At 59.1% G+C, this 18,406-nt stretch carries 17 protein-coding genes and 1 riboswitch; of the genes, 8 read left to right on the top strand and 9 right to left on the bottom strand.

The annotated features are described in order from the left end of the window. The first annotated feature begins 8 nt into the window (after positions 1–8). The 5 genes from ACR0FE_RS13935 (at position 9) to ACR0FE_RS13915 (ending at position 5,273) form a co-directional block, all read left to right on the top strand. Complete coding sequence (locus tag ACR0FE_RS13935; protein WP_480913378.1) at positions 9–1,745, top strand: Mur ligase family protein; 1,737 nt, start codon at positions 9–11, stop codon at positions 1,743–1,745. Between the two features lie 110 nt (positions 1,746–1,855). Further along, positions 1,856–2,058: riboswitch (cobalamin riboswitch) on the top strand. A 101-nt stretch (positions 2,059–2,159) separates the two neighbouring features. Next, positions 2,160–2,516 (top strand): DUF1636 domain-containing protein, encoded by a 357-nt coding sequence (locus ACR0FE_RS13930; protein WP_170614809.1) that lies wholly within the window; start codon positions 2,160–2,162, stop codon positions 2,514–2,516. Beyond that, positions 2,513–3,298 carry an ABC transporter ATP-binding protein gene (locus ACR0FE_RS13925; protein WP_480913376.1) on the top strand — a complete coding sequence of 262 codons (786 nt, stop codon included), beginning with the start codon at positions 2,513–2,515 and terminating at the stop codon, positions 3,296–3,298. The genes ACR0FE_RS13930 and ACR0FE_RS13925 overlap by 4 nt, the downstream gene beginning before the upstream one ends. Positions 3,299–3,316: 18 nt before the next feature. Then, on the top strand, positions 3,317–4,264 hold the full coding sequence (locus tag ACR0FE_RS13920) for an ABC transporter substrate-binding protein (protein WP_480913374.1): 948 nt from the start codon (positions 3,317–3,319) through the stop codon (positions 4,262–4,264). A 1-nt stretch (position 4,265) separates the two neighbouring features. Next, the gene (locus tag ACR0FE_RS13915) at positions 4,266–5,273 is read left to right on the top strand and encodes a FecCD family ABC transporter permease (RefSeq protein WP_480913372.1); all 1,008 of its coding nucleotides are present in this window, start codon (positions 4,266–4,268) and stop codon (positions 5,271–5,273) included. A gap of 54 nt (positions 5,274–5,327) precedes the next feature. Here the strand turns inward: ACR0FE_RS13915 and tcuB are convergent, their stop codons facing one another. The 3 genes from tcuB to ACR0FE_RS13900 are packed head-to-tail and all read right to left on the bottom strand — an operon-like array spanning position 5,328 to position 8,471. Continuing rightward, positions 5,328–6,395, bottom strand: coding sequence for a tricarballylate utilization 4Fe-4S protein TcuB (tcuB, locus tag ACR0FE_RS13910; RefSeq protein WP_480913371.1), 1,068 nt, complete (start codon positions 6,393–6,395; stop codon positions 5,328–5,330). Then, the gene (gene tcuA / locus ACR0FE_RS13905; RefSeq protein WP_170614814.1) at positions 6,385–7,779 is read right to left on the bottom strand and encodes an FAD-dependent tricarballylate dehydrogenase TcuA; all 1,395 of its coding nucleotides are present in this window, start codon (positions 7,777–7,779) and stop codon (positions 6,385–6,387) included. The genes tcuB and tcuA overlap by 11 nt, the downstream gene beginning before the upstream one ends. An 11-nt stretch (positions 7,780–7,790) precedes the next feature. Beyond that, positions 7,791–8,471, bottom strand: a complete 681-nt coding sequence (locus ACR0FE_RS13900; protein WP_170614815.1) for a GntR family transcriptional regulator — start codon at positions 8,469–8,471, stop codon at positions 7,791–7,793. 122 nt (positions 8,472–8,593) lie between these two features. On the opposite strand from ACR0FE_RS13900, the gene ACR0FE_RS13895 reads away from it, so the two are divergent. Then, on the top strand, positions 8,594–9,613 hold the full coding sequence (locus ACR0FE_RS13895; RefSeq protein WP_480913369.1) for an AbrB family transcriptional regulator: 1,020 nt from the start codon (positions 8,594–8,596) through the stop codon (positions 9,611–9,613). Here the strand turns inward: ACR0FE_RS13895 and ACR0FE_RS13890 are convergent. From ACR0FE_RS13890 to ACR0FE_RS13870, 5 genes are all read right to left on the bottom strand, one after another. After that, positions 9,582–10,562 carry a D-2-hydroxyacid dehydrogenase family protein gene (locus tag ACR0FE_RS13890; protein ID WP_170614817.1) on the bottom strand — a complete coding sequence of 327 codons (981 nt, stop codon included), beginning with the start codon at positions 10,560–10,562 and terminating at the stop codon, positions 9,582–9,584. The two genes, ACR0FE_RS13895 and ACR0FE_RS13890, sit on opposite strands and share 32 nt — an antisense overlap. Continuing rightward, positions 10,559–10,795 (bottom strand): hypothetical protein, encoded by a 237-nt coding sequence (locus ACR0FE_RS13885; RefSeq protein WP_170807864.1) that lies wholly within the window; start codon positions 10,793–10,795, stop codon positions 10,559–10,561. Before ACR0FE_RS13885 ends, ACR0FE_RS13890 begins: the two co-directional genes overlap by 4 nt. A 51-nt stretch (positions 10,796–10,846) precedes the next feature. Further along, the gene (locus tag ACR0FE_RS13880) at positions 10,847–11,935 is read right to left on the bottom strand and encodes a 4-oxalomesaconate tautomerase (protein WP_480913531.1); all 1,089 of its coding nucleotides are present in this window, start codon (positions 11,933–11,935) and stop codon (positions 10,847–10,849) included. Between the two features lie 8 nt (positions 11,936–11,943). Continuing rightward, complete coding sequence (locus tag ACR0FE_RS13875; protein ID WP_480913367.1) at positions 11,944–13,974, bottom strand: tripartite tricarboxylate transporter permease; 2,031 nt, start codon at positions 13,972–13,974, stop codon at positions 11,944–11,946. Between the two features lie 80 nt (positions 13,975–14,054). Then, positions 14,055–15,143: a tricarboxylate transporter gene (locus ACR0FE_RS13870; RefSeq protein WP_321254578.1), complete on the bottom strand. Its 1,089-nt coding sequence runs from the start codon at positions 15,141–15,143 to the stop codon at positions 14,055–14,057. Positions 15,144–15,282: 139 nt separating this feature from the next. Between ACR0FE_RS13870 and ACR0FE_RS13865 the strand changes: the two genes are divergently transcribed. Both ACR0FE_RS13865 and ACR0FE_RS13860 read left to right on the top strand, forming a co-directional pair. After that, positions 15,283–15,951, top strand: coding sequence for a response regulator transcription factor (locus ACR0FE_RS13865; protein ID WP_480913365.1), 669 nt, complete (start codon positions 15,283–15,285; stop codon positions 15,949–15,951). After that, a complete protein-coding gene (locus ACR0FE_RS13860; protein WP_480913362.1) occupies positions 15,948–17,315 on the top strand; it encodes a sensor histidine kinase in 1,368 nt (455 codons plus the stop codon). The genes ACR0FE_RS13865 and ACR0FE_RS13860 overlap by 4 nt, the downstream gene beginning before the upstream one ends. A gap of 184 nt (positions 17,316–17,499) precedes the next feature. Here the strand turns inward: ACR0FE_RS13860 and ACR0FE_RS13855 are convergent, their stop codons facing one another. Next, on the bottom strand, positions 17,500–18,345 hold the full coding sequence (locus ACR0FE_RS13855; RefSeq protein WP_480913360.1) for a LysR family transcriptional regulator: 846 nt from the start codon (positions 18,343–18,345) through the stop codon (positions 17,500–17,502). Positions 18,346–18,406 lie beyond the last annotated feature (61 nt).

Here is an 18,406-nt window from a genome sequence, read left to right as displayed (position 1 = left end):
GCACCGGAATGGACAGAATTGAAGAGCTTGAGACCGCGCTGACCATCCCCAGCGCGACCAGTGACGCGTTTCGGGTAGACGATGCGCGCCGGCTGACCGGGCCCGGGTTGCTCTGGGATCACCCGGGCGCAATCATGGACGTCTTTTTTGACCAGGAGCAGTCTTCGCGTGTCATTGAGCTGTGGCAGCATCATGCACGTCGTGTGCTGGATGCTCTCGGCTGGCACCAGGAAAAGCTGACATATCGGGTATTCACCGGCGGCGTGAACCTTGCGATTTCAGCGCCGATGGATCAGCTATATTCAGCGATCTTTGCGGTCCAGACCGCATGGCATTTCTGTGCCGCGGCGCTGGTCGGGGAAACACCCGGCGATTTCGACAAGATGATCGCCAACGTCCGCGACGTCATGGCCAAAGAGGCAAATCCGGCCCTGATCGCCCTGATCCAGGCGGCCTCGGCGCGGGGCGTCGATATCCTGTGTGACGACGACGAGATTTCGATCGGCCACGGGGTCGGAAGCCGGACCTGGGCCTGGAACGCTCTGCCTGCGCCTGATGAAGTCGAGTGGGACGCCTTGCACAACATCCCCGTCGCCTTCATCACCGGAACCAATGGCAAGACCACAACGACCCGGCTGCTTGAGGCGATCGCCCGGGCGGCGGGCAAGGTTGCCGGGCTGACCTCGACCGAGTTTGTCCGCGTCGGCGACGACATCCTCGACCGTGGTGATTATTCCGGCCCCGGCGGAGCGCGCATGCTGCTGCGCGACCGGCGGCTTGAAGTCGCCTGTTTGGAGGTTGCCCGTGGCGGAATCCTGCGCCGGGGTCTTCCAACCCATGCGGCCTCGGCTGCGGCTGTCACAAATGTCGCCAATGATCATCTGGGTCAGTACGGCGTCAACACGGTTCCGGAGTTGGCGCAGGCCAAGTTCGCCGTGCACCGCACCCTTAAGAAAGATGGCGTTCTGGCCCTGAACGCGGATGACGCGTATGTCCGGGATGAGGCACTGAACACGTCCTGCAGGATCTGGTGGTTCTCGCTGGACCCGGAAAACGCACTGATCCACCAAGCCCGCGAGCAAGGACATTGTTGTGCCTTCCTGCGCAACGAGATGATTGTGTTCTTCGATGGCTTCTCGGAACAACCGGTGATTTCGGTTCACGATGTACCGCTCGCCATGGGTGGGGCCGCCAGTTACAATATTCTCAACGCAATGACTGCGCTGTGTCTGGCCCGCGCACTCGATATCCCGATGCAGGCCATTCGCGCCGGATTGTCCGGGTTCAAACCAGACGCCAAAGACAATCCGGGGCGGTGCAACGAGTTTTCCCATAACGGCGCCCGCGTCTTTGTCGATTTTGCGCATAACCCACATTCTGTTGCGGCAGTGTGCGAGGCATTGTCCGGAGTTCCGGCAAAGCGCCGCTTCATACTGCTAAGCCATGCCGGGGACCGGTCCGATCAGGACATCATCGATGTTACGCAAACGGCCTTGCGGTTCCAGCCGGATGTGATCGTCGCTGCCGAGCTTGAGGGCTATCTGCGGGGACGCAACCTTGGTGAGATTCCAAAGCTGATTAAGCAGGCGGCAATGAACAACGGTCTTCGGGATGAGCAGATCCTGAGCGCGCCTTCCCCGGTCGAGGCGAGCAGGACAATACTGGATCAGATCGAACCGGGCGATCTTGCCCTGTTGCTGGTCCTGTCCGAGCGCGAGCAAGTCTTAAAACTGCTGGAAAACTGAACCCCTACGCTGAATCCGAGGACCTCGGGCGGTGAAATTCGAGCACCGCCCTGCCCAGCCGATCCGATTGTCCTGCCAATAATTCTGTATTGACGCATGCCCGGGTCTGAGGCACTTAGCTAGTAGATGGTTCCCGAAGGAAGACCCGAGGGATGAAAAGGGAATACGGTGCGGCCCTGAAGGCCAAGTCCGTAACTGCCCCCGCAACTGTAAGCGGTGAGCAACGCCAAACACCCACTGGCCGAATGGGCCGGGAAGGAAGGCCAAGCAAGGACCCGCGAGTCAGGAGACCTGCCATCAGTGTTCAACCAACCCGGGGCGGGGCGCCCTGGAAGGAGGCTTAGATGGCACGTCAGTCACGTGTTTACATGATCAGCACCTTCTGTCCGCGCTTGGCAACAAGTGGAGCGGACCATGTCAGACGCCACTGATCATATTCTTCTGATCTGTTCGACATGCAACGGTGATTTGTCTGCGGACAAAATACGCTCTTCTTTGTCAGATGCGCTACCTTCCGGGTTTGCCATTCGCACGGTCGATTGCATGGCCGGGTGTGCGCAGCCGACAACTGTTGGGTTTCAGGCCGCCGGCAAAGCCCAATACCTGTTCGGTGACATCCGGACCCCGCATGACATCGCGGCCTTGGCCGAATTCGCGTTGCAATATCAGAACAGTGCCGATGGATGGACCTGCGCGTCCGACAGGCCGAGCGCGCTTTTTGACAAAACCCTTTCCCGTTTGCCCCGAATGATTTTGGAGGAGCCTTCATGACGACCTCTGCATTTCTTGCCGTGCGTGACGTCGAGTACTATGCACTGAATGGTGATGTACTGCTGCAAGCGGCGTCTTTCGAACTGGAAGAAGGTGCCATCCTTGCAATTGCCGGGCCGAACGGGGCCGGGAAGACGACGCTTCTGAACCTGTTGTGCGGCACGGCCGAACTGGTGCTGGGCGACGTTTTGATCAATGGGCGCAGCCTGAAGCACATGCCCGCCAACGAGCGCGCCCGAATGATCGCTGTTGTCAGCCAGCACGAACTGCCGGATAGCAGACTGTCTTTACGGGAATATGTGGCCTTGGGGCAAATCCCGATCCGGGCTGATCGGTCGAAAGAGGGCCACGCCGCCGAACTGGACAGGGTTTTGAACCTGACAGGTCTGAGTGATCTGGCGGACAAACAAATGGGCGTACTTTCCGGGGGTGAACGTCAACGTGCGCATATTGCGCGCGCTCTGGCACAGAACCCTTCGCTTTTGTTTCTGGACGAACCGACAAACCATCTGGACCCCGACGCCAAGGGGCGGATGCTGTCGCTGGTTGCCGAGTTGGGCATAACGGTGGTCATGATCGTCCACGACCTCGTCATGATCCCCGAATTCGCCACCCATGTGGCCATGATGAAATCCGCGCGGCTCACGGGCTTTGGTCCCGTGGCCGATGTGCTGACCTCGGACCAGGTTCGGGAAACCTTTGGCGTCGACTACCTGTACTTTCACCATGAGGGCCGCGTGATTCCGGCGCTGGACATCCGAAAAACCTCGGTCTCAAACTAACCCTAGGAGCATCTTTGAATGAAACAGATCTGGTCGGTGGTCCTGGCCACAGCCCTGGCAGGCGGTGCGTCGGCACAAGAAATTGCCGTCGACAATTGCGGCAAGCCGCTGGTTTTTGAAACTGCACCCGAGCGGATTGTCGTGCACGATATGAACATGACCGACATGGCCTTTGCGCTGGGTCTGCAGGACAAGATCGTCGGGCTGACCGGCATCACCGGATGGTACAAGACCAGCCCGGAATTCGATACGCTGCGCGGCGACATTCCCGAGCTTGCGCCCAAATACCCAACGGTCGAGAACCTTGTGGCCGTCGAACCCGACATGTTCTTCGCGGGCTGGTATTACGGGATGAAGCCGGGCGGAGACGTGACTCCTGACACGCTGGAACCCTTTGGCATCAAGACCTTGATCCTGTCCGAAAGCTGCGTGCATCTGGACAAGGACCGCCCCGAAGCCAGCATGAACCTGCTGTTTGATGACGTTCTGCGCCTGGGCCAGGTCATGCAGGTCGAAGACAAGGCGAAGGAACTGGTTGATGGTTGGAAAGAAGAACTGACCGAGATCGAAACCCGGACCGCCGATCTGCCCAAACCGCGCGTTTTCCTTCTAGATGGTCCCGCTGATGCGCCCTTCACCGCGGGCAAGTTTGCCATTCCCGATGCGATGATTTCCGCAGCGGGCGGTGAAAACGTGACCCATGACATGGATACAAGCTGGGGCCGCACCTCGTGGGAAACGGTGGCGGCCGCCAACCCCGAATTTCTGGTGCTGCTGGATTACCAGACCGGCAACGGCGCCGAGGATACCTTCAAATTTCTGCAGGAGCATCCGGTGATGTCCCAGACCGATGCCGTCAAGAATGAAGCCTGGATTGGCCTGCGGTACGAGGAACTGACCCCGGGACCGGCAAATATCGAGGCGATCCTGAAAATGGCGCAGGCCATGCGTCCGGATCTCAACTGATATGGGCCGACTTGGCCTGACACTTCTGCTGGGGGCGGTCGTTCTGGCCGCCCTTTTGCTGATCTCAACCATCTACGGCACCACATCCATTCCGGTTTCCGACACGTTCACCGCTGTCTTGCTGGGAACAGGTCTGAGTGACGGGGACATGTCGCCGTTGCACCGGATCGTGTTTGATTTGCGCCTGCCGCGCGCCCTGTTCGCGGCCGTAATCGGCGCCGGGTTGGGCATCGTCGGCGTGGTCCTGCAAACCACAACGCGCAACGATCTTGCTGATCCGTTCCTGTTCGGCCTGTCCTCGGGTGCGGCGGCCGGCGCCGTGTTCGTGATCACCGTGACAGGCGACGTGCTGGGCTTCTGGACCCTGCCGTTGGCCGCGTTCTGCGGCGGGCTTGTGGCTTCGGGCATCGTGCTGGCGCTGGTTCACGGTTTACGCACAAGCGCGCCCGAAAAACTGATCCTGGCAGGCCTTGCGGTTTCGTTCCTGTTCTCGGCCATCACCAACTACCTGATTTTTGCAGGCGACAGCCGCGCCGCACATTCCGTGATTTTCTGGATGCTGGGCGGTCTGGGCCTGGCCCGCTGGGAGACATTTCCGCTGGTCTGCGCAGGCCTGCTTCTGATCCTGAGCTTTTCTCTCTACCGCAGCCGCTGGCTCGACGCGCTGCTGACCGGCGATCTTACTGCCTCAACCCTCGGCGTACCCGTGCGCGGACTGCGGTTCAGCATGTTCTTTGTTGCGGCGCTGGCAACGGCGGTGTTCGTCTCGGTCGCCGGTGTCATCGGTTTCGTCGGTCTGATGGTCCCTCACATCGCCCGCGGAATCGCGGGGCCGCTGCATGGCCATCTGCTGCCGACCGCAGCTCTCGTCGGCGCGGCATTGCTGACGGGCTCGGATATTATCAGCCGTTTGTTGCTGGCCCCACAGGAATTGCCTGTCGGGATCGTGACAACCTCAATCGGATCGGCGTTCGTGTTCCTGCTCCTGTTCAGGAACAGAGCCCGCTGACCGGACCCTTTCCACCTTCCACCCAGGACGCAAGCAGCGGCTGGTGCGAACCATTTATGTGCCGCGCTTCCTCTGTGCATCTCTGACAAGTGCGGCGAGGCGATAGAACCCATGTGCCATCTTGGTATAGGGCGTCAACAGGAAGAAGGTCAGAACCGACCCCAGATGGATGACCAGAAGTGCGGGCATCACTGTGGTCGAGCCGAGCACGTAGAGGACAAGGCCGCTGAGGCCAACAAACCCCAGCAACAGGATAAAGCCCATTTCTCCGCCCCACGCGGAGGTGTCGCCAAGGTCACGATCCGATTTCTGCTTCAACATGACCATGCCGCCACAGCCGATGGTCAACAGGATACCGCCTGAGACGCCAAGCAGCTTGGGTAATGACCAGAATCCGTAGGGTGCATGCAGGCCAAAGCCATAATGCATCGCTGTCGCAACCGAGGTTGAGGCAAAGCAAAGCAGGAACCCATACATGATCGCCTGATGCACGTGTCGGCGGGCGTGGCTGAACCGGTCTTCATCTTCGAAATTGCAGCCTTCGCCGTGGCCGGCGGCAAGATCCTGCATCGTCCCGGCGCGTTTGAACGCCGCTTTCAGATCGGCCCATTGGACCGGTTTTCCGTCAACCGCACGCCAATAGCGGCGCAAGCTGATGGCGATGCTGAACAGCGGCAGCAGGAAGGCGGGCATAAAGATCGCCACCATCGCATTGTGGGAAAGAGCCGCATAGAAACCTTCGCCGCCAGAAGACCCGATTGCCCGGATCGCCCAAAACAGCGCGGCAAAACCGAGGACCAGCGCAAGCGCAATTGCCCCTCCTTGGGTGTGGAAGCGACGCGCCAAAGGCTGGGGCCAGGCGAAGCTTTCCCAACTGTCCCGGCGCACTTCGGCCAAAGCAGCAGGCAGGTTCAGATCAAACTCGTGCGGGGCGGTGTACTGGCAGGCATAATAGCAACCCCTGCAATTGTGACAGAGGTTGGCAAGTTGTGTGATGTCGCCATCCGAGAACGCGTGCTCGGCGTGCAATGACGGGAAAACCGAGCAGTAACCCTCGCAATACCGGCAGGCATTGCAAATCTCGGCCTGACGGCGGGCTTCCTGTATCAGTTCAGTTTGCATAAGCGGCGGCCTCACGTCCTGCGATACGTCCGAAAACCGTTCCAATGGTCATGCCGAACCCGGCCAGATACCCCTGCCCCAGGATCGAGCCGGCCATGGTTTCCCCGGCCGCCCAAAGGTTCCTGATCTTGCCGTTAGGGGTCGAACACTGTGCCGTCTCGTCGACCTTGAGCCCCAGATAGGTGAAGGTCACACCGGTGCGCAGCGAGTAGCCATAGAACGGCGGTTCCGAGATTGGGCGGGCCCAGTTTGTCTTTGGTGGTGTCAGGCCGGATGTGGAAACTCCGTCCAGCTCGGTTGGATGGAAGCCGCTGACGTCGCCACAGGCGGCATTGAATTCGGCGACCGTTGCCTTCAGCTTTCCGGCAGGCAAGTCCATTGTGTCGGCCAGTTCATCCAGAGTATCAGCCTGAAGCGGCGGGAAAACAGACGGCATGAACAGGTTCAGCGATTTGGCGTCGATGATCACGTAGCCCACCTGTTCCGGCTGAGCTGCCACCAGACGACCCCAGATCGCGTAACGCTTGGGCCAGACATCCTCGCCCTCGTCATAGAACCGCTCGGCGTTCTTGTTCACGACGATGGAGAACGGCACGCAGTCAAGACGGGTGACAATGCCGCCGTCAAACTTGGGCGCGCGTCCGTCGATCGCAACGGCATGGCATTGGGTCGGGTCGCCGACACTCTCGACACCCTGATCCAGCAGATCGGCCAGCACCACACCGCGATTATAGGGCGTTCCACGGACCAGGAAGTTTTGCGCCGCCGGTCCCCAGGCACGGGTCAGCCAATCGGTGTCGGCCTGAAACCCGCCCGAGGCGACAATGACGGCCTTCGGTGCGATGCGGTGGGACTGCCCCTCGTGGGTATAGTCGACCCATTCGACCCTGTCGCCATTCAGTTCCAGATGGGTGACGGCAGCCTCGTACAGCACTTCAACGCCCAGCCCTGCCGCTGTTCTGTAATACGCATTAACCAGAGACTTGCCACCACCCATGAAAAACGCATTTGTTCGCGCCAGCGACAGGGTCCCCGAAAGCGACGGCTGGAACCGGACCCCGTGTTCTTCCATCCAAGGCAGGCATTCCTCGGAAGTGCGGATCGCCAGCCGTGCGAGACGCTCGTCAGTTTGTCCGTCGGTCACCTTCAAAAGATCGGACAGGTATTCGTCCTCGCCATACGCTTCGACAAGCGGGCCCAGTGGGCCCGAGTGCATGCAGCGAAAGTTGCGGGTGTGGCGCGAGTTTCCACCGCGATAGGGTTTCGGTGCTGCCTCCAGGATCAGGACACGGGCGCCCGCCTCGGCTGCCGTCATCGCGGCGCAGAGGGCGGCATTTCCCCCGCCGATCACTGCAATATCATAAGCTTCGGTTTGAGGTGCCATTTCCGGTTGTCCTATTGGCCTTGATCGCTGGTGCGATCTCGTTCCTGCAATGCGCGAATGCGCATGCGTTGCGCAGCCTGGATATGCGCTCGCATTTCCGTCTCGGCTGCCGCCCCGTCACGTGTTTTGAGGGCGGCCATGATACGGCGATGTTCGGCCACGGCAGCCTCAGCCCGATCGCTGTCCAGCAGTTGCGATGGGCCAAGGATCAACAAAGCCTTTTGCAAGGACAGCATGGATTTTGCCAGAAACCGGTTCTTGGCCGCATCCAGTAGCGTTGCGTGAAAAATCCGGTTGATCCGCGCCGCATCCGGACCTGTTCCCGCCTCGGCCAGACGCTCATTCAAAACCTCAAGCTCGTCCAGTTCCACGTCCGACGCGGCCCGCGCAGCAAGGCGCGCTGCAGTGCCTTCAAGCACGGCGCGCATCTCGTACAGTTCCATGACCTCGGCGTAATCCAGGCTGCGGACCGTCGCGCCCAATCGTGGGACATGCGTGACCAACCCGTCGGCCTCAAGTTGACGGATGGCTTCGCGGACCGGCGTTCGGCTGACGCCCAGCCGATCGGACAGCTCAATCTCCCGCAGTCGTTCACCAGGCAACAACGACCCTTCGCGGATCTCGTCCAGCAATCTCTGATAGGCAGAGCTGCCTTGCGGGCCGGGCTGTAATGGGTCGTCCTGAATAGTCATAACACTCACACTTGCATATTGCGTCCACTTGTATACATTTGGATACATAGTGAGTCAACAGCGTCGGAAACCAACCTTTGTCCACCCCAGGAAACCAGACTTCGCTCTTCGTGAAGCGGTCGATGACCCTTGGCCTCGCGGTGTTCGGCACTGCGATCTTCTGGGCGCTGGACCTGCCGCTGCCGTTTTTGTTCGGTCCAATGACCGCTTGCCTGATTGCGGCACTGGCTCACGCACCAATGGAAGGCTTTGGTCAGGTTTCTGTCGCAGCCCGGACCATTCTGGGTGTCGCTGTTGGTGCCTCGATCACGGCTGCCCTGTTCGCCGATCTGCCCAAGATGGCAGCATCGATCATGTTAATCCCCTTCTTCATCATTCTGATCGCGCTGGTCGGCGTTCCGTTCTTTCGCAAGGTGTGGGGGTTCGATGAGAAAACCGCATTCTACGCCGCAATGCCGGGCGGATTGCAGGACATGATCATCTTCGGGACCGAAGCCGGCGCCGATCCACGCACCCTGTCGCTGATTCACGGCACGCGCGTTCTAATTATTGTCACTTTGGCACCGCTGTTTCTGACAGTGTTCTACGATGCTGAACTGACCAACCCCATCGGGCAGCCCGCAAGCAATCTGCCGGTGCACGAAATTCTGCTCATGGTTCTGGCCGCTTTGGTCGGCTGGAAAGGCGGAGAGAGAATTGGCCTGTTCGGCGCATCCATCCTCGGGCCGATGATCCTGACCGCTGCTCTGTCCTTGGGGGATTTCATCCACTCCCGTCCTCCGCGTGAAGCTATTCTGGCTGCGCAGTTCTTCATCGGGTGCGGGATCGGAGTGAAATTCGTTGGCGTCACATGGGGCGAATTGCGCCGTGTCGTTGCCGCCGGTGTTGCCTATGTCGTTGTTCTTGCCATCTTGGCTGCGGGTTTTACGGCTGTTGTCACCACACTCGGGCTGGGTCGCCCTGTCGAGGCGTTCCTTGCTTTTGCGCCCGGAGGTCAGGCCGAGATGACTGTGCTGGCCATTGTTTCAGGCGCGGATTTGGGATTCGTGATCACTCATCACCTGACGCGGATTGTGCTGGTGATCATTGGGGCGCCCATCGCGGCCAATCTTATTTTGCGCTGGTCCAGACCTCGGGATTGATCATATGGATCGGAGCGCCTTCGGCAAAGGCGTTCACCTGATCAAAGATATCCGCAAATTGCAGGTCAAACTCATCTTCGGTCACAAAACCGATATGCGGCGTTGCGATCAGGTTGGGATGCGACAGCAACGGGTCGTCAGGATCGGTCAGCGGTTCGGTGTCAAACACGTCAATTGCCGCATTTCCGGGGCGGCCGTTATTGAGCGCCTTCAACAGCGCGCCGGGTTCGATCAGACCGGCCCGCGACGTGTTCACAAACAGCGAACCGGGCTGCATCGCCCGCAAGTCGGCTGCCGTGATGATACCGCGGGTTTCCGGTTTCAGGCGCACATGGATCGAAACGACATCGCTGCCGGAAAAAAACTCCTGTCGGCTGGATGCGACCGCCGCACCATCGGCGGCTGCGCGGGCGCGGCCATCTTCAGACGACCACCAAACAACGCTCATGCCAAACGCCTCGGCATAGCCCGCCACGGCCCGGGCAATACGCCCATAGCCATAAAGGCCCAGTTGTCGCCCGCGCAGTGTCTTGCCGACCCCGGCTTGCCAGCGCCCCGCCTTGACCGATTCCATTTGCGCCGGCAGGTTCCGCATTCCGGCCATGGTCAGCGCCCAGGTCAGTTCAGCAGCAGCGTAAGACGGCGTGCCCGCGTGCATGTTCGAACAGAACAGCACTATGTTGTCAGTACATGCCTGAACGTCCACATGCGGATAGACGCTACGCTGGCTGATCAGGCGCAAGTTGGGAAGTTTCTCAAGCAACTCACGGGTTACCCTGGTGCGCTCCCGGAACAGGACCAGCGCTTCGGCGTCCTGCAGGCGCGCGGCCAGGGTATCCGTATCTTCGACGTGATCTGTCCAGACCGTGACCTCATGGTCGGCCAGCTTTGAAAAGCAGGGCAAGCCGCGCAATGTGTCGAACCAATCATCGAGAACATGGACTTTCATCGGCTTTCAATACCCTGCGCGGCTTCGAGCTTTCTTGGAGTTGGGACAAAATGCGCTGCCTCAAGCGCTGCCAATGCGTTGCGAACGCGCTCGCTCTGATCAAGCAGGTGATTGAACTGTTCATCGCAGCCCGCAATCGGTGTCGGATACTCGGTCATGTCCCGTCGCAGCGCGGCTTGCGCCAGTTTGAGTTCCTGTCGAGCAATGTCGAGGCATTCGGAATAGTGGTCCATCGTGACACCTCCTAATTGTATACCAAAGTATACCAATTTAGATTTACCCGATCAACTCCCATCCCACACACTGCTAGGAACATAGACATGACCATCCGCCAGTTTGCGTGCGGTGCGCACCAATCCAGCTGAGTTCAGGGCAAATCCGCCCTCGTTGGAGAAATCCACAAGGACGTCGATCTTGCCCGAAGCGTGCTCCAATACCACCTCGGCCGGACTGGTTTCCATTTGTTCGACTAACCCGGCTGCAACCGTTTCCGGCGTCAATGCACAGGAGGCCATGCATTGCGCGCCCGTAACGGCCATTGTTGGATGAGTCTTCCAGGGCATGAAGTACCTGACCGCGATCGTACCCCCATCTTTCGCAGGGGCCAAAATACCAAACTTGGGCGTCACGGATTTCGACACATCGCCCATTCCCATCCTCTGACCCGCTTCGATCCGAATGGCCTCCATCCGTTCAAAGAACGCGCGGTTTGCGTCCAGTTCTTCTGCGTTTTCATATCCGGTCAAACCAAAATCGGCAGCCCGGGCGATGGCCATCGGCATCGCGACATCCATGCAGGTCAGTTCGATCCCCTGGACCGTATCACGCAGGTTACCGGTGGGCAGGAACGCGCCGGTGGATGATCCGACGACCCCCATGAAACCAAGCTGTATCGGCGCTGCGGATCCCGGGACACCGGCTATTTCAACGGCGCCATCATAGGTCAGATGGCCCGCCGGCGTTTGCACCTTTGCCACCACCCGCGCCCCGGTATTGACGGCGCGGATGCGGATTTCGGTTGCACCACCTTTCGGCGTGATCAATCCCATCTCAATCGCCGCCGGGCCGACCCCTGACAGGATATTCCCGCAGGTAGGTTTGAAATCGATCAGCCTTTCTTCAACCGACACCTGGGCAAAGAAATAGTCGACATCCGCCCAGTCATCGTCGCTGGCCGACAGCATAGCGACCTTGGTCGTAACTGCCGCGCCGCCGCCTATGCCGTCGATATTCAGCGGGTGCCCGGCACCGAGGGCGGCAATCAGAACCTCGGCCAGCAAATCCAGATTCTCGGGCAGGTCAGAACGCCGGAAATACGGGCCGCGCGAGGTGCCGCCGCGCATGAAGACAAATGGGATCGCTGTCTGGGGCATCGCGCGGCTCATTTCAGCGGCCATGGCAGATCAAGCATGTCCTGCAGCAGACCAGGCGGAAAGTCGCGGTTCAGAGCGCCCGCCATAAAGCACATGAAGCCGACACCGCAGGCGGTCAGGATCAAAGTCATCGGCCAGCTTGACCCGGCGCGCACACGTAGGAACGCGATCAGAAAGCCGATCAGTGCAAGGATAAAGCCCACAACCCATGTTGCCGCGATCAGGCTGGCAAACCAGGTCAGTGTGGACCACAGACCGTGTGGGGCGCTGGCGTCCTCACCCGCTACTTCTTTGTCCGCGAAAATCGCATCCCCCTCGGGCCGACGCATCATCTGGAGCAAAAGGATCACGCAGCAGAACAGTGAAACGCTGCCGATCACCAGCGGGATGATCTTGTCGGTCATGTTGTAGTCGGGGATCATGTTGGCATTGACCAGTGCAAAGATCAGATAGGCCATGATCACCAGCAGGAAGACCAGCGGCGCGCGCTTGGTGCCCGCCTGAACATCGCCCTCGGCCATGATCATCTTGGCCTGTCGGATGCCCAGAATGACCGAAACGACTGTGACCACGATCAGGACGATCACGATGGGGCTGAAAACATACTCCATGCCCTCACCTAAGCTCTTGCGGAAGCGGAACGAGGCGATCTGGAAAGCCTGATTGGTGAATTTCTCAACCGGGTTCGAAAGCACGAAACCGATCAGGAAGGCCGGGCGCGACCAGTCGAAGCGGCGCAGGAAAATGCCGATCAGACCTATCACGAACAGGGCCAGCAGGTCTTCGAAATTCTGACCGGACTGAAAGGCCGCAAAGCTGATCAGCATGAACAGGAACGGTGCAAGATAGGTAAAGCGGATCGTGGTCAGCTTTGCGATCCCGCCCGAGGCCGCGATGCAGAGGATCGTCCCCACAACATTGGCCAACGCCAGCAGCCAGACGATCGAATAGGTGATGTCGAGATTGTCTTTGAGCATGCTCGGACCGACTTCGATATCGCCGGACCCCAGCAGAGCGACCGCGCCGATGAAGATCGCCATGGAGCCGGAACCCGGAATACCGAACAATAAGGTCGGAACCAGACCGCCGCCCTCTTTTGCATTGTTCGAGCTTTCCGGGCCTATGACCCCGCGCACTTCGCCCTTGCCGAAGTTGCTTTTGTCCGGCGTCGATTGCACCGAATGACCATAGGCGATCCAGTCAACGACCGACCCTCCCAAACCGGGGATGATGCCGACAACCACACCGATGATCGAACAGCGGATCGACAGCCAGATATTGGCGAACCAATCCTTGACACCGTCCAGCCATCCGGCACCCAGCGAAGCCCCTTCGGCAATCGACCGGTCCTGCCGCAAGAGCGAGACAATCTCGGGTACCGCAAAGATACCCAAGCCGACGATGACCAGTTTCAGACCGTCGGTCAGATACGGGATGTCATAAGTCGCCATGCGCAGAGACCCGCCCGCGTCGGCCTCACCAATAGTTCCGACCATCAGGCCAAGTCCGGCCGCAGCAACGCCCTTTAGCGGTATGCGACCGGCCAGAATGGCAACCATAGACAGGCCGAGGATGGTAATCATCAACATTTCGGGCAGGCCAAAAGCCAGAACGATCGGTCGTGCAACCAGAATGAACATGGTCAGGAAGGTCGCCCCGACCAGACCACCAAACAGGGACGAGGCAAAGGCGGCGGAAAGCGCCCGCGCCGCTTCGCCCTTCTTGGCCATCGGAAAACCATCGAGCACCGTCGCCTGAGATGCGGAACTGCCGGGTATTCCCATCAGAACCGACGCAAAAGTGTCAGATGTCGGGACAACGGCGACCATCCCTATCATCAGCGCCAAACCCAGGATCGGGTCCATTCCGAACATGAAAGGCAACAGCAGCGACAGCCCGGCGATTCCGCCAAGTCCCGGGAACACCCCAACGGCCAATCCCATGACGACACCAAGCACCAGGTAGCCCAGAACGATGGGTTGCAGGATCAGACCCCACGCGTCACCAAGCGCAGGAAGAGCGGTGGCGAAAACCTCCATAGCGGCCGCCTTTCATATGATTTGATGGAACTCAGAAAGCGCGCGCCTCGTAGTGAGGGCGCGCGCTGAATTGGGCCGGCTTAGTTGAGCTCGACGCCGTAGGCTTCCTTGAGCCAGTTCAGGACATATTGCTTGGCGTTGTCGTCAACGCTTGTCGCGGTTTGCAGGGCCGCTTTTGAGCCGTCACCAACAAACACCGGATATTTGCCAACGCGTTTCGAGGAGATTTCCGCGAAGTCGCCGCGCTCGGTCACAGCCTTAAAGGCCGCAGTATATGCGTCGACAACGTCCTGAGGTGTATCACCGGGCAAAAACGCAAGCTTCTGAACCGGAAAACCGGCTACAAAGAAGGCTTTCCAGGCATCCCATGCCTCGCCGCTGGTTTCGCATCCTTCGGTTGCTTCGCAGACCTCCTTGAAGGTCGGCATGTCCGGGAAAGTCGGGTCACGCACGATGTTGCCATCCGCATCCAGGGCACCCCATGTCATCATCGGCACGGCCTGACCGGATTCGACCAACGGGGCCGAGCCACCCAGATAGCCGGACGATGTCTGGTAGTCGATATTGGCCTCGCCACGTTCAAACATCAGGCGACCGTCACCGCGACCCTTGATGCCAAAGACAGGCTCAACATTCATGCCCAGCATCTGCCATGCCAGCAGCGGCACCAGGTCCAGCCGGGTGGCGCCCTGCGATCCGTAGATGAAGTTGATATCTTTCAGCGCATTGGCGGAACCGTCAAACTTGGCGCCATCTTCAGCGTTCAGATAGGCAACACCACCGGTTCCCGACGCCATGACCGGAATCCAATCATTGTATTCATAGCGCACGCGCGGATCGCTCAGCAGATAAGGAAACTGCGTCGATCCCGACGTACCGAACAGCAGCGTGCCGTCATCATGCTTTTGCTCCTGAAACCAATTCGCGCCCTTGGTCGACCCTGCGCCCGGCATGAATTTCACAACCACAGTCGGCTGACCCGGCAGTGCCTCGGACAGAAGCGGAGCGAAAAAGTTGGCCCATTTAGCCGAACCGCCCGTTTCCGAAAACGGTATAACCCATTCAATGGTCTTGCCCGAGAAATCGACCTCGGCAGTGGCGGGTGCCGCGATACCGGCAGCGGCGATCAGCCCCACGACGGCGCGACGGGTAAAGCTGGAAATGGTCATTGGTTCCTCCCTGTTGACCAGACAACCACGCCAACGGCTCTCGCGCCACCGTGATTGCAAATAGAACTGCGGGGTTGATTCCCCCTCCCATCTGGCAATCATGAGGGGCCAACCTTGCGCGAAACTTGCAGGAGACCCGATGCGGATCGTCATTGTCGAGGACAACGAAACGCTGGCCAACGCCATTGCCTACCGGCTGCGCGATCGTGGTCACGCGGCAGATATTCTGACCGACGGCGACGCAGCCGACCATTTCCTTGAGCAGGAGGGCGCAGATTTGGTGGTACTGGACATCAATCTGCCGGGGCAGTCCGGGCTGGAAATCCTGCGAACCCTTCGCAACCGAGGCGATGGCGTGCCGGTCATACTGCTGACGGCGCGTTCCGAAACCAGCGACCGCGTGTCTGGCCTGGACATGGGGGCTGACGATTATCTGGTGAAGCCGTTTGAAATGGACGAACTGGAGGCCCGAATCCGGGCATTGTCACGCCGCAAGCAGCTTGACTATGGCGCGAAAGAGACCATCGGAGGCCTGGAATTCGATCGTGCCGCAAGACAAGCCAGTGCGCGGGGAGAGGTATTGGACATTCCGCGCAGGGAATTGGCGGTTCTGGAATGCCTGCTGGAACGACGCGGCAGAATTGTCCCCAAAAGCCAGCTGAACGACTACGTTTATGGTGTCGGTGCAGATGTCGAGGATTCGGCGGTTGAACCCCACGTGTCGCGCCTGCGCAAGCGGCTTCAGCCATTGGGGATAAGGATCAAGACTGCCCGTGGCCTTGGGTATCTGCTTGAGGTGCAACAGTGATTGGGCACGGATCGCTCAGGCTGCGATTGTTTCTTCTGATCCTGACACCTCTGGTCTTGCTTGCCGTTCTGCTTGGGTTCTGGCGCTTTACGGTCGCCCAGAAAACGGCCCAGGAATTGTTTGATGACAGTCTGCTGTCTGCCGGTCTCGCAATCTCGCGCGATGTCGCCATTTCAGGGGGGGACGCTTTGCTTCCCTCAACGCGCAGCATGATCCGCGACTCGTCGGGCGGAGAGGTTTTCTATCACGTGACAGGGCCCGGCGGCATTTACGTTACGGGTTATGCCTATCCGCCGACCTCAACCGACGCAGGCGATCAGGATCCTTATGAACCATTTTTCTTCGAAGCTGTTTATCGCGATGAACCGGTCCGCGTCCTGCGGATGACGGAACGCGTCACTTTGGAGAACCTCGCTGGTGACGCAACTGTTACGGTCTGGCAGCTCATGGCCGACCGCAACGCCTTTGCCAATCAGCTGTCGATCCGGGCCGGGATCCTAATGGGTATCCTGCTCACCACTCTGGCAATCGTCGTCTGGTTCGGTGTGGCGCGCGGTCTGCGGCCCTTGCTGGATTTGCAGGACGCAATCGACCTGCGATCGCCGGATGACCTAAGTGAAATCAAACGCCCCGTTCCGGTCGAAGTGCTGGGTGTCGTCAAAACGCTGAACCGGCTTTTTGGTCAGGTTGAACGCAGCATCAACGCCCATCAGACATTCATTTCCGAAGCCGCGCATCAGCTAAGGAACCCAGCAGCTGCGGTCCAGTCCATGGCCGAGGCCCTGCGGGATGCAAAAACGGAGGACGACAAGGAACAGCGCATTCAGGAACTCATGACCGCTGCCAAAAACTCGGCCACTGTGGCCGAACAGTTGCTGTCCCTCGAAAGGCTCCGATATCCGGCACATCTGGAACAGGTAGCAGAATTCGACTTTCGTTCGGTTGTCGAGGAGGCCTGCGCAGAAATGGGTGTCCACATCCTGGCGAAGGGGATCGAATTCGAAGTTGCCATGCCGGATACAGCCGTAATGGTTTCGGGCGATCAGGTTTTTCTGAACGAGGCTGTCAAAAACCTTCTGGACAACGCGCTGAAGCACGGCGGCGGTCTTCTCACCCGGATTTCGGTTACACTGCACCGCGATGACAAGGTCGTGAAGCTGACTGTGGCCGATGACGGAAAAGGCCTAGACCCCGACCAGAGCGAAGCAGCTTTTGGGCGATTTTCACAACTGGAGCACTCCGAAGGCAGCGGGCTGGGCCTGTCCATCGTTGCCGCCGTCGCACAGCGTCACGGTGGGCAGGTTTCAATCAACAAAGCCGCGCGTGGCGCAAGCCTTACGCTCGAGCTTCCTTGTGTTCCGTAAACTCTGACCGGGTTTCAACGTTGCCCACCCTGCCCATCTAACTGGTCCATTTCATCACCGGACATGGTTCTATCGAGATGATAGTTTCACACACAGGCGCGCGTTGGCCCCGCGTAACCGAGGTGGTTCTTTGTATGGCCGTTCTGCCGAATAGATGGCCGCAGTACTTCTTTTCGGCATGATGTCAACTTGCCAGAGCTTTGGGTAACCGTCCAGCCAACGCCCGCTGAACAACGGCAAACCTCGGGGTGTGCGCGATTTCCTCAAGTGTCGCGACCCAGAGCGGAACCTCAAAATCCGGAGCCGCGTCGTCCGACCTGCGAAGCCGGGCGTCCGCGTCGCCAATGAATGTGGGCAGAAAGGTCTTGCCTACGCCCGAAGCCGCCATCTGCTGGAGGACCAGAAAACTGTCTGCTCCGTTGGTCATTTCGTCAGCATTCACGTGTTCCGTCATCCATTTAGCCGGGAGAGAGCGGCTTAATGCGCCATCAAGCCTCATCCATTTTTGATCTGGGGAACCATCATCATAAACTCCGAACGACAATGTACCCGAGCGTTCTCCAACCAGACCTTCCCCAAGCTGAACCGACGGCCGCACGGCAATGTCTGCAGTCAACCGGGGCAGATCATGGTGGCTGTTTCCACTCAACAAAGTCAGTTCCAAGCCGGGATACAGCATTGAAATCTCGGTCAATATTTGTGGCAGCACAAGCTGGCAGAGGCTGTCAGTGGATGCAATGCGCACGCGACCGACAGGGGACCGGTTTGCACCCACAATTGCCCGCTCCACCGAAAGGACCGCGTCTTCAACGCCTTCCATGGCAGAAAGAACTGCTCGGGCCTCGGGGAGCGCGCAATATCCCGACGGGCTTTTCTGAAAGATAGTGCAGCCATTTCGCTGTTCGAACGCGGCCACTCTGCGCAGGACCGTTGCATGTGTGACACCCAAGGCAGACGCCGCTGCATTCAACGATCCGTATTTGGAGACGGCAAGCGCGTATCGGATATCATCCCAATTGTCGTTGTTCATAAATTAACAGGGGACGACGAATAACAAACAATTACAAGAAAATTCGTTCAAGCTAACATTC

This window comes from Ruegeria sp. K7 (assembly GCF_056531785.1).
Note: the sequence above shows the minus strand (reverse complement) of the source record. Positions and strands in the feature narration are given on the sequence as shown.